Annotated in this window: 12 protein-coding genes; 5 read left to right on the forward strand and 7 right to left on the reverse strand. The window is 49.8% G+C overall.

Translation table 11 applies throughout. The features are described 5' to 3' along the window. Positions 1-36 precede the first annotated feature (36 nt). Complete coding sequence (locus tag HYT76_07185; GenBank protein ID MBI2083339.1) at positions 37-270, forward strand: hypothetical protein; 234 nt, start codon at positions 37-39, stop codon at positions 268-270. Then, positions 267-674: a type II toxin-antitoxin system VapC family toxin gene (locus HYT76_07190; GenBank protein MBI2083340.1), complete on the forward strand. Its 408-nt coding sequence runs from the start codon at positions 267-269 to the stop codon at positions 672-674. Before HYT76_07185 ends, HYT76_07190 begins: the two co-directional genes overlap by 4 nt. 13 nt (positions 675-687) lie before the next feature. Here HYT76_07190 and HYT76_07195 read toward each other — a convergent pair whose 3' ends face one another. Beyond that, on the reverse strand, positions 688-978 hold the full coding sequence (locus tag HYT76_07195; protein MBI2083341.1) for a heavy-metal-associated domain-containing protein: 291 nt from the start codon (positions 976-978) through the stop codon (positions 688-690). 259 nt (positions 979-1,237) lie between these two features. On the opposite strand from HYT76_07195, the gene HYT76_07200 reads away from it, so the two are divergent. Next, entirely contained in the window at positions 1,238-2,818 is a 1,581-nt protein-coding gene (locus HYT76_07200; GenBank protein MBI2083342.1) for a sodium-dependent transporter, read from the forward strand. Between the two features lie 100 nt (positions 2,819-2,918). On the opposite strand, the gene HYT76_07205 is transcribed toward HYT76_07200, so the two are convergent. The 4 genes from HYT76_07205 to HYT76_07220 are packed head-to-tail and all read right to left on the reverse strand — an operon-like array spanning position 2,919 to position 7,083. Then, entirely contained in the window at positions 2,919-3,980 is a 1,062-nt protein-coding gene (locus HYT76_07205) for an AI-2E family transporter (GenBank protein MBI2083343.1), read from the reverse strand. Beyond that, positions 3,977-5,137 (reverse strand): MFS transporter, encoded by a 1,161-nt coding sequence (locus tag HYT76_07210; GenBank protein MBI2083344.1) that lies wholly within the window; start codon positions 5,135-5,137, stop codon positions 3,977-3,979. The genes HYT76_07205 and HYT76_07210 overlap by 4 nt, the downstream gene beginning before the upstream one ends. A 16-nt stretch (positions 5,138-5,153) precedes the next feature. Further along, positions 5,154-6,038: a cation transporter gene (locus HYT76_07215; protein MBI2083345.1), complete on the reverse strand. Its 885-nt coding sequence runs from the start codon at positions 6,036-6,038 to the stop codon at positions 5,154-5,156. Positions 6,039-6,048: 10 nt separating this feature from the next. Beyond that, positions 6,049-7,083, reverse strand: coding sequence for a 6-phosphofructokinase (locus HYT76_07220; GenBank protein ID MBI2083346.1), 1,035 nt, complete (start codon positions 7,081-7,083; stop codon positions 6,049-6,051). A gap of 43 nt (positions 7,084-7,126) precedes the next feature. Here HYT76_07220 and HYT76_07225 point away from each other — a divergent pair, with 43 nt between their 5' ends. Then, positions 7,127-7,720 (forward strand): hypothetical protein, encoded by a 594-nt coding sequence (locus HYT76_07225; protein MBI2083347.1) that lies wholly within the window; start codon positions 7,127-7,129, stop codon positions 7,718-7,720. A gap of 15 nt (positions 7,721-7,735) precedes the next feature. On the opposite strand, the gene HYT76_07230 is transcribed toward HYT76_07225, so the two are convergent. Then, positions 7,736-7,933 (reverse strand): hypothetical protein, encoded by a 198-nt coding sequence (locus HYT76_07230; protein ID MBI2083348.1) that lies wholly within the window; start codon positions 7,931-7,933, stop codon positions 7,736-7,738. A 51-nt stretch (positions 7,934-7,984) separates the two neighbouring features. On the opposite strand from HYT76_07230, the gene HYT76_07235 reads away from it, so the two are divergent. Beyond that, entirely contained in the window at positions 7,985-10,465 is a 2,481-nt protein-coding gene (locus HYT76_07235) for a PBP1A family penicillin-binding protein (GenBank protein ID MBI2083349.1), read from the forward strand. Here the strand turns inward: HYT76_07235 and HYT76_07240 are convergent. After that, positions 10,425-11,417, reverse strand: a complete 993-nt coding sequence (locus tag HYT76_07240; protein MBI2083350.1) for a histone deacetylase — start codon at positions 11,415-11,417, stop codon at positions 10,425-10,427. The genes HYT76_07235 and HYT76_07240 overlap by 41 nt on opposite strands. Positions 11,418-11,441: the final 24 nt, after the last annotated feature.

Genomic DNA, 11,441 nt, shown 5'->3' on the forward strand with positions numbered 1-11,441 from the left:
TATTTATAATTGTATATTATACTCATACCCATGAGTATGAGTCATAGACTGCAGGTAATATTAAATCCAAAGGAATTATCAATAATTAAAAAGGCAGCTCATCTAGAAAAAAAGAGTGTCTCTGATTGGGTCCGTGGAATCATCCGGGAAAAACTCTCACGTAAAAAGGTGGAGTCGGAGATCGATCCTATTCAGGCCTTAAGTGACCTCAGGCTTCCAGCGTCACCGATTGATCAGATGCTCGAAGAAATTGAGGAGGGGCGTTTTTGATCTTTGTCGACTCCAACATCCCAATGTATGCCGCAGGAAACAGTTCCCCTCAAAAAGAGGCCTGTCTCTCTTTTCTTAAAAAGATTAACGATACCAAGCTTGATGCGGCCTCATCAGCTGAAGTCCTGCAAGAAATTCTGCATCGTTACCACGCTATTCAAAGACTCATGGAAGGAATCAAGGTCTACGAAGCTTTTCGGTCACTCCCGATTCGGTGGCTGGAAATAGTTCCTGACGACGTCGATTATGCCAAGGAGACCTTGACAATCCACCCCCACATGCCAAGCCGAGATGCCATTCACTTGGCGGTAATGCACCGGAACGGCATCAAGAAAATTGCCACCTACGATCAGGATTTTTTAGGTATTCCGACAATTACTGTTTTTCTACCCGAACAGGTGTAACTAAAACTATCAGCTAAATCGCCTTACACTCCTTCGCCTCGAAGCCGAGCTTGTTGATCGCCTCCATCACCTTCAGAGGAGTCGTCTTCGCAGGATCGATGGTGACTATCCCACCATGAGCATCCGACTTGATATCGGACTTTAGGACACCGGGGACCTCTTCGGTCAATGTCCGATTGATTTTCTTCTCGCACATCGCACACGACATCTTCTCAACCTTGCAATCGAGCTTCTTTTCAGCGGCAAAAAGAACCGGGCTCAAAATAACGAGACCAAAAACCACGACAAGGATCTTTCGAATCATAAAACCTCCTTAATTTGTTTGACAATTTTTCGAATTCTCCCTATCTCCTCTAAAAAAGTCAATCGATTCAAACGTTTTTAATTTTCTAATTACTTAGATGCAACGTAACTATCCAGGTCTCATCAATATTCGCCGGTAGTGAGCGAGTATTGGCCGGATCGGATTCATTCCGTCCGGCCAAACGGAGTAAACGATGCAATCCTGGTTTAACAAATGGGGGTTTCAGGGGGAGAGTGGTATCTCCCCCTGAGTAGTAACGATGCAACGAGAAACATGGAAGTCTCGTGTCGGAATCATCCTCGCCGTAGCTGGTAGCGCTGTCGGTCTCGGCAATTTTTTAAGATTCCCAGTTCAATGTGCCCAGAATGGAGGCGGAGCCTTCATGATCCCGTATTTTTGCGCCCTCCTCTTCCTCGGCATTCCACTCATGTGGGTCGAATGGGCGATCGGTCGTTACGGTGGGAGTTATGGGCATGGGTCGTCACCGGGGATGTTCCAACGCCTCTGGAAAAATCCGATCGCGAAATACTTGGGCTCCTTTGCCCTCGTCGTCAACTTCAGCATCTGTGTCTATTACGTCTATGTCGAGTCCTGGACACTCGCCTACGCCTGGTTCTCGATTTCAGGAAAATATTTTGGGATCACAGATCCGGTGGAGATGGGACTTTTTCTCTCAAGCTTTCAAGGGATTGGCACATCTTCCCATTTTTCCGGAATTGGAGCTGCCTATCTGTTCTTTCTGCTCACCTTTCTCGCAAATGTCTATGTCCTCTGGCATGGGATTCGGGGAGGGATAGAGAAACTTTGCAAGATTGCGATGCCAACCCTCTTTATCTTTGCGATTATTCTGATGTTCCGTGTCTTTACGCTGGGCACCCCGGATCCGACACAACCCGAAAACTCAGTCATCAACGGCCTCGGATTTATCTGGAATCCCGATTTCTCGAGACTGAGCGAGGCGAAGGTCTGGCTCGCTGCGGCGGGTCAGATTTTTTTTACGCTCTCGGTCGGATTCGGGTGCATCCATACCTACGCGAGCTATCTCAAGAGAAAAGATGACATCGTTCTGAACGGACTCAGCGCCTCTCTCACCAATGAAGTGGCGGAGGTGATCATTGGCGGTTCTATCGCAATACCGATTGCGGTCGCCTTTTTCGGGCTCACCGCAACGGCAATGATTGCGAAGGGAGGCGCCTTTAACCTTGGCTTTCAGGCAATGCCCCTGATCTTCCAGAAACTCCCGTTGGGACAACTCTTCGGCGCCCTTTGGTTTATTCTCCTCTTCTTCGCCGGAATCACCTCTTCCGTCTCAATGACTCAACCGGCTGTTGCCTTTCTTCAGGATGAATTCCGCTTTTCTCGAAAAAAGGCGGTGACAACAATATCTGTCTTCTGGTTTCTCGCTGCCCATCTCGTTATCTATTTTCTGCGGTATGGTTATCTGGATGAGATGGATTTTTGGGTCGGAACCCTCGGAGTCGTCCTCTTTGCCTTCATGGAAACGATCATTTTCGTCTGGATCTTCGGTCCTAAAAACGCGTGGGAAGAGATTAATCTGGGGGCGGATCTGAAACTCCCAAGATTTTTCCTTTTTGTCTTAAAATATATCACGCCGGTCTATCTGCTCTTTATCCTGATCTCCTGGGCCAAACAGGACGCCTATCGAATCCTTATCATGGAAGGTGTGCCGGAAACCAATGTCCCTTATATCATTACCGCTCGATTGGTATTGGTCTTAACCATTACCGTTTGTGGCCTCTTGGTTTTCAAGGCGTTCCGTAAAAAGCCAGATACGGTCCCGAATTCGGTACCCAATACGGCGTTAGAGGGATCTCTATGAAGACGACCGGATGGCTCCTCATCATCATTTCTTGGTCGCTCTTGATTGCCTGGAGTGGATACTGCTTCCGAAAAGTCCTGCAAAAGAAAGACAATCCTTCCTAAGAGCCGCTGGGGTATTCTTTTTTATAGATTTGGATCAGCGTCAAAAACAGGGCGACAAGGACAGGGCCAAGAAAAATCCCGACAAAACCATAAAAACTGAGTCCACCAAGGATCGCGAAAAAGAGGAAGAGGATCGGAAGCCGTGTCTTCTCTCCGATCAGAAGCGGTTTTAGAAAATTATCCACCATACTGATCACCAACGTACCGTAGAGAAACAGGATCAACGCCCTCCCCCAGGATCCCTGAAAATAGAGGTAAACAGAAGAAGGGATCCAGATCATCGCGGCGCCACCAATCGGAAGAAAGGCGAGAAAGGCGATCAAAAGGGCCAGAAAAAGCGGATAGGGGATCCCCAATATCCAGAAGGCGAGACCTGCTAAAACGCCTTGGGTAATCCCTGTCAAGCCAACACCACGAACCACTGCGGAAACTGTCTGCTCGATCCTTCCCAAAACCGCCTCCTTATGCTCCATCGACATCGGGAACATATCCTTGAGCCCTTTTGTCATTGATTCGCCATCTCGAAGAAAGAAAAAGAGGGTCATAATGGTGATCAGGTAATCAAAGACAAAGACAAAGAAGTTTTTGGCCCCCTGCTCCAATTGCCCCACAATAAGATTCGTCATTTTTTGAAGAAATTTGACGGTCAGCGGGACCACTTCGATGTTCAGGGCCGCCGTCTTTTCCTGAATCTGCAGCCAAAGACCCCCAAAAGGGGAAGTGGCAAGCCACTCCCAGGAAAGCCCCTTTCCCCTCTCCTGAATCCATGCAGCCACCTGGGTATAAAAACCAAGGACCTCGCGAACAAGGGCCCCCGAAAAGAAGACCATCGGTCCTGTGGTCACAACAATCACAAGAAGCGTCACGATCAAAGAGGCAACCGTTTTCTTTCCACGCAGAATTTTTAAAAACCACCGGTAGACAGGAAAAACAGCGATCGCCAGGATGACCGCCCACATAATGGGAACCAGGAAAAGATCGAAGACCTTGAAAAGTTGAATCAGGATCAGAATGAGGAGGATAAAAAAGGCGGCTATGGAAAGTTGTTTAGAAGTCACGACTGTCTCGGCTTTACCAAAACTAAAAACAAAAGAGAAGCAAGAATCAAGATGGCCGAATAAATCGCAAATCCCGGTCGATACCCGAGGGAGGCGATAAGGAAACCGGCTGAAATCGGCCCTGTAGCATGCCCTATATCGAGAATAGTCCCGAAGACCCCATGGGCGGCCCCATAATGTTCCCTCTCACAAAGATCGGTAATCAGGGCGGTAGTTGCCGAAGTCGTCAGGGCGACGGAAATTCCAAAAATGATGACCAGAAGGCAAAGAAAAGTGAACGACGTCTCCCAAGGAATTCTCCAGAGAACAAGCCCTCCCATAATAAGCCCCAAAATAATCTGGGGCTTCCGCCCAAACTGATCAGACAGGTACCCCATTAAAGGTTTTAGAAGCAGCGTCGTCCCCATCTGGACACCAAACAGAAGGCCGATCTGCCACTCGAGAAGCCCCACCCCCTTTGCATACAGAGGGAGAAAGGCATCAACCACCCCAACAGCCAGATATTGAATCGCTTCGATCAGGCTTGTCATCAGTATGGAGAGATTCGATCCGACCTCTCGAAAACCTTTTCCCATCCGTTGAATCAAGGGCCTCCATTCAAAACCGTGCCGTTGGTCAGAAGACCATTGAAGCGCCAATCCAAGGGCAACAAGACCCGCCACGGCACTCGCGATAAAGGGATAGAAGAAACCACCCCAGAAGAGCAAGAATCCACCGAGGGATCGGCCGGCCATCGTTCCCAGGTTTGTCGAAGCGGTATAGGTTGAGAGCCAGTTCCCTCGCCGGTTTGCTGGAACAATATCCGCAACAAAGGCACGTCCGACCGGTCCCATGATCGCCGTCCCCAAACCATGAAAGACCCGAATGACAATGAGCGAAGTTGCTGAATCAGCGAAAAAATAGAGGGTTGGGAGAACGGTGGCGACAAAACAAGCAACCACCATCATCACCTTGCGACCCAGCGAATCGGAAAGGGCCCCTGAAAGCATCTTTCCAAAAATGCCGGTCATCGTTGAAGCAGCGACCACAAAACCGATCGCCTCTGGCGGCAATCCCAGTTTCTGGGCATATAAAGGAATGACAGGAAAACGAGAGAGGTCATACGCAAGCCAGAAGAAAAAACCTTGAAGACAGATTCGGGAAAAAAGAAGGCTCATAAATCAACTTGAGAACTCACATCAAATCGGTTTGATCCAGTCCGGTCCCTTCCGGATCGGCATGAATCGTCACATGAACATTCCCCAACTCGCGACGGATCTCTCCCGCGATCCTTTCCTCGAGTTCATGCACCTGCTCGAAAGAAAGTTCTTTCTTGAGAACCAAATGAAACTGCAAAAATCGCTTTGAAGCAGCATGGCGTGATTTAAAGTTGTGCATCCCCAAGACCTCGGGATAATACCGCTTGACGATCTCTTCCACCGCTTGCCGGATCTCAGGGCGGAGCTCTCTATCCATGAGTTCATCGACTGCCTGTTTGCCGACACGAAACGCCAGCACGGCAATATACAAAGCGATCAGAAAAGTAACGATGGCATCGAGCCAGACCCAGCCGGTTAACTTGATCAGAAAAAAAGAAAGAAGGATCCCACCGTAGGCGTAGAGATCCATCGCGTAATGAAGGGAATCGGTCTTCAGAACAACAGAACCGGTTGAAGCAGCCTGCCTCTGGAGACGCCAACTCAACCAATATCCAACCACCATCGAGAGGAGAACAATACCGATCCCTCCACTTAAGTGTTGAAGGGGAACCCCTCCCCGAAATCTTTGTACGCTGGCGTAAACCAGCGCAATGACCGATGCGAGAATCACGAGAGATTGAAAAAAACCGGCGATCGCCTCCGCCTTGCCATGACCGTAGGCGTGGTCCTCATCGGGGGGACGATCGGCAACCTTTAACGAGAATAAATTGATACTCGAGATAAAAAAATCCATGAGGGAGTCGAGAGCAGAGGCCACCAAGGCGAGAGAACCGGTCCAGAACGAGGCAAGCCCCTTCCCCACCGCCAAGAGGAATGAAACCGAGATCGCAATGACTTCCTCTTTAATCTTTGGATTCAACGAAATCCCCCTAGCCGAAGAAAACTTCGGCGATTGAAAATAGTTCCGAATCGACGGTCTTAAGTCGACCAACTATCGTCTCCAGCGGAACCGCTACAATTTGATTTCCCTTCAGGGCGGTCATGACACCAAAATTCTTTTTCTGAATACAATCGACGGCAAAAACACCAAAACGGCTCGCCAGAATCCTGTCAGCTACCACGGGGGTACCTCCCCGTTGAACGTGACCCAGCACCGTCACACGACTCTCGTATCCAGTCTTTGCCTCGATCTCTTTCGCAAGCACCGCCCCTATCCCTCCGAGTTGGACATGACCGAATTCGTCCTTCCGACTTGAGGCGAGAAAAGTCTCCTCCCCTTCTTTGCGAACCATTTTGGCCCCTTCCGCAACGACCACGATGCTGAAACGCCTCCCATTTTTTGTCCTCTTGCGGATGATCCCGCAAACGTCGTCCAGGTGAAATGGTCTTTCTGGAATCAAAATAACATCGGCCCCCGCTCCAAGACCGGCATAGGTCGCAAGCCAACCGACATGCCGCCCCATCACCTCCACCACCATGACCCGGTTGTGAGATTCGGCAGTTGTATGGATCCGATCGATCGCCTCGGCAGCTATCGCGACAGCAGTCTGAAAACCGATCGTGAAGTCAGTCTCCTCGAGGTCGTTATCGATTGTCTTTGGTATCCCTACCACCTTGTATCCGTCCTGGCTGAGCTTCGAAGCAACCCCAAGCGTATCCTCCCCACCAATCGCGATCACAACATCGCAACCGCTCGCGGTGAAACCTGTCTTAAACTTCTCCATCGTCTTGGAATCTTTGTAGGGATTAGTCCGGGAGGTCCCCAGGATCGTTCCCCCCAATGGAAGGATGCCGGTAATCTTCTCGCGATCGAACGGGATAAAGTTTTGATCGACAAAACCACGCCAACCCTCGCGGACACCAATGATTTTGTAGCTGTACGATTCCCCTCGCCGAACGACTGCACGGATCGCTGCATTGAGTCCCGGACAATCGCCACCACCTGTGAGTACAGCAATCTTCATTTTTCTTGCCCTATCACAAAATATTAAATAAATGAAAGTTCTTATGAAGCTAAAAATAGGGGTGATGGGCTCAGCGACAGAGAAACTGACCCGCATTCAAAAAACAAAGGCAATCGAACTGGGGAAGGCGATCGCTGAAAAAGATTGTATCCTTGTCACCGGGGCCTGCCCCGGACTTCCCCATCTTTCAGCAAAAGGGGTCAAAAAGGCGGGGGGTTTTGTGATCGGCATTTCGCCAGCCCTTTCCCTGCTCGAACATGTCCAGAAATATGACGCCCCAACCCGTTATCATGACGTTCTTATCTATACCGGCTCAGGTCTCATGGGACGAGAGGTTGTCAATATTCGTTCTTCGGAGATTGTTATTATTATTGGTGGGAGGTCAGGCACGCTTGGTGAATTTGCTATCGCCTATGACGAAGGCAAACTGATAGGCGTCCTGCAAGACACCGGAGGAATCGCCGATCAGATCGAAACGATCCTTGACATCTGCCGTGTGAAACAAACCGGCGCTAAAATCGTCATGGATCCAGACCCTAAGAGGTTGGTCAGCCGCCTCCTGACAATTTACCAGAAGGAATTCAAAAAACACGGCTCGATCTTCGATGATTACGTCTCGAAGGCGTTCCGGAGTTAATCCTCTATGGATCCCCTACTGCTGCGGAGCCGCTGGAGGAGGAGGAACTTCTCGAGGCTGATCAGCTGTGGGAGCTTCCGGGGCTGCTGGTTGTGCCGCCTCGGGAGCTGGTTGCTCAACTGCTGGCTGCTCGGCCTGTGGTGTTTCCCCCTTCTTCTCGAAGCTGCATCCGAGGAAAGCAAGGAGAACTGCGATTGTGAGTATTGATTTCATGAGTTAAGCGAATTACACTGCCTGACAAAGAAATCAAGCTTAAAAAATTTTATGCGCTCTACTCCCTCTCTCTTCGAAGGTATTGGACGGCTTATTAAAATTATTTCCACACTTATTGGAAGTGCCCTTCTCCTTGTCTTGATTGCCGCAGGGGCCTTGTACTTCAAGTTCGCAAGAGATCTTCCAAAGATTGGCACTCTCACCGATTATCACCCCCCCATCGTCAGTGAAGTCTACGCCTTTGATGGAACAAAAATTGGCGAGTTCTGGCAAGAATGCCGATTCCTCGTCCCCTATGAGCAAATTCCTGAGTTGGTGATCAACGCCTTTATCGCAAGCGAAGATGAACGATTTTGGGAACATCGTGGTGTTGATTTGAGAAGTATCGTTCGGGCATTTATTGAAAACTTCAGGGCGGGCCGCGTTGTGCAGGGAGGATCGACCATCACACAGCAGGTAACACGATCTCTGCTGCTCACCCGTGAAAAAAAATTAGAAAGAAAAATCAAAGAGGCGCTCCTCGCGACTCAAATTGAACAAAATCTCACTAAAAAACAAATTCTTTACCTCTATCTGAACCAAATCTATCTCGGAAATCGAGCCTATGGAGTTACCGCGGCAGCGAGAAACTATTTCAAAAAGGAGCTCAAGGATCTCAATCTCGCCGAAATCTCCTTGATTGCGGGTCTTCCCTCGGCTCCTACCAACTACTCGCCGATCAATAATCCTGAACAGGCACGCCGGAAACAGTTCCATGTCCTGTCTCGAATGCTCGAAAACGGCTACATCAAAAAAAAGGCGATGGATGAGGCGCTCAAAACAACGCTTCAGATTTATCATCATGGGACCGACAAAGAATATAACCTTGGTTATGCCCCTTATTTTGTCGAACATGTGCGAAGGGCCCTTGAGGAAAAATATGGTGCTGACCTCTACCAAAAAGGCCTCAAGATCTATACCACCGCTGACTTGCGAGCTATAAAGATCGCCGAAGAAACACTCAAAAAGGGGCTGGAAGAATTTGATCACCAAAAAGAGTTTCGGGGACCTCTAGGAAAACTTAAAACCGAAGAGATCCCGGCCTATGCAGATTCGATTCATAAGACTCTTATCCTGGAGGAAGAAATTCCTTTTTCTTTTCCCGTTCCGGAAAAAAAACCTGAGGCGGTCGTTCCGATTCGTGAGGGGAAATATTATCGTGGGATCATCCTCAAGGTTGATTCCCAAGACAATGCCATCGTTCTGATTGGACATGTTCGAGGCACAATCCTGGGACGAGATCGAGGACGCGCCTATCGTACCCCCCGTGTCGGAGAAGTCTACTGGGTACGAAAGGTGGGGGACTATTTCAAAATCGATCAGGAGCCTGAAATCGAAGGGGCCCTTTTCTCCATGAACCCACTCACTCATGAAGTGAAGGCAATCGTCGGGGGTTATGACTACCACAGAAGCGAGTTCAATCGAGCGACCCAGGCGCTGCGCCAACCAGGCTCCGCCTTTAAGCCGATCCTTTACGCGGCCGCCCTCGACAAAGGGTACACCCCTGACACGATCGTCATGGATGCCCCTGTCACTTACGAGATTGGGAATGACGAATACTGGAGTCCCCGAAATTATGGGGAAAAATTCAATGGCCCGATGACGATTCGTTCCGCCCTCACGCATTCCGTGAACGTGATTGCCGTCAAGGTCATGCACGATATCGGAATCCATTACACCATCGGCTATGCCCATAAATTAGGGATTGTTTCTCCTCTGCAAAAGTATCTCTCCTCGGCCCTGGGGGCTAATGTAGTCACCCTGCAAGAGCTTGTTCGTGCCTACGCCACTTTTCCGGCGGGCGGCATTCGTCCCAATCCCATTTTCATTCTCAAGATTGTTGATTCTACGGGAAAGGTTCTGGAAGAAAACAAGCCCCCCTCCCCTGATCCTGAGAAAATTTTCGAGGCGGTCTCGAAGGCAGATCCGGAGTCGATCAAGACCCGATTGATGGAAGAAGGGGCCAAGACGATCGAGGAAAAAAAATTGAAACTCTCGATGGATGAATTGAAAATTCTCTACGGGGGAACAATCCCGGAAGGACGTGTGATGACCCCTCAGACCGCCTTCATCATGATCCATATGATGAAAGATGTGATCGAACGAGGGACCGGTTACCGAGCCAGGGAATTGGGCCGACCCACTGCCGGAAAGACAGGGACGACAAATGAGGAGTCGGATGCCTGGTTTATTGCAACGACCCCCGATCTGATCACCGGGGTCTGGGTTGGTTATGACAGCTTGAAATCCCTCGGTCCTAAAAAAACGGGGGGTATCGTCGCCGCACCGATTTGGCTGGATTATATGAAGGAGGTCTTGAAGGATACCGCGATCAGGGAGTTTCCCGTCCCTTCAACACTCGACCTCGCAAAAATCGATTCAATGACCGGTGGATCGTCAATCACGGCAATGAAGAAGAAATCAAAGGAAGAATTCCCTGTCGCCGGAACCCCTAAGAGCCGGGGGATCGATTTTCTGTTTGAAGGATTTTAAGACAGGCCTCAACGCTCTCTGAAAGCCCCTCGAGACTGTATCCCCCCTCCAAGACCATCACGACGCGACCGCCACACGTTTTCTCTGCTACCTCCAAAATTTTTCCTGTCATCTGGGCAAACCCGTCGGCCGTCACATTCATCCCCCCAAGGGGATCCAAGCGATGCGCATCATAACCTGCCGAGACCAAAATAAGATCAGGCTGATAATCTTTCATCACAGGAATAATCTGTTTATCAAAGGCTGTGAGATACTCCTCATCCCCTTCCCCACCGGGAAAGAGGACATTCAGCGTGTACCCCTTCCCTTTTCCCTTCCCCTCCTCTTTTCGGGCCCCAGTCCCCGGATAAAAAGGATACCGATGAGTGGAGATATAAAAGACATCGGGGCGATCATAAAACGACCACTGGGTTCCATTCCCATGATGGACATCGTAATCGACAATCAGGACCTTTTTGATCCCCGGTTTTCGCAACGCATATTCGGCGGCGATCGCCACATTATTAAAGAGGCAAAACCCCATCGCTCGGGCCCTCTCGGCATGGTGGCCGGGGGGACGCACGAAGGCAAAGGCGTTACGAGCTCCCCTCTTACCCCACTTTGAAAAAGGGGGGCTGGGGGGATTTTCCAACACCCAATCAACCGCCACCAACATCCCCCCCACCGCCAGACAGGCCGCTTCCCACGATTTCGGCGACACAGGCGTGTCAGGGTCGAGTTGAATGTCGTGCCCTGCCGTTGTCTCAATCTTTCGGACATATTCAAAATCGTGAACCAACGCGATCTCTTCCGGAATTGCGAGACGGGGTTCGAGACGAATCAGCTTTTTCCCAATTTCGCTTTTATCGAGAACCTGCTTGATGGCAAGCAACCGTTCCGGCCGCTCAGGATGATAAAGACCGGTGTCATGAAGCAGATAACGTTCATCCCAAATAACCGCCGTTTGACTCATACTATTTGACCTACCATAACCCTA

The organism is Deltaproteobacteria bacterium, assembly GCA_016180845.1.
Taxonomy (GTDB): domain Bacteria; phylum UBA10199; class UBA10199; order JACPAL01; family JACPAL01; genus JACPAK01.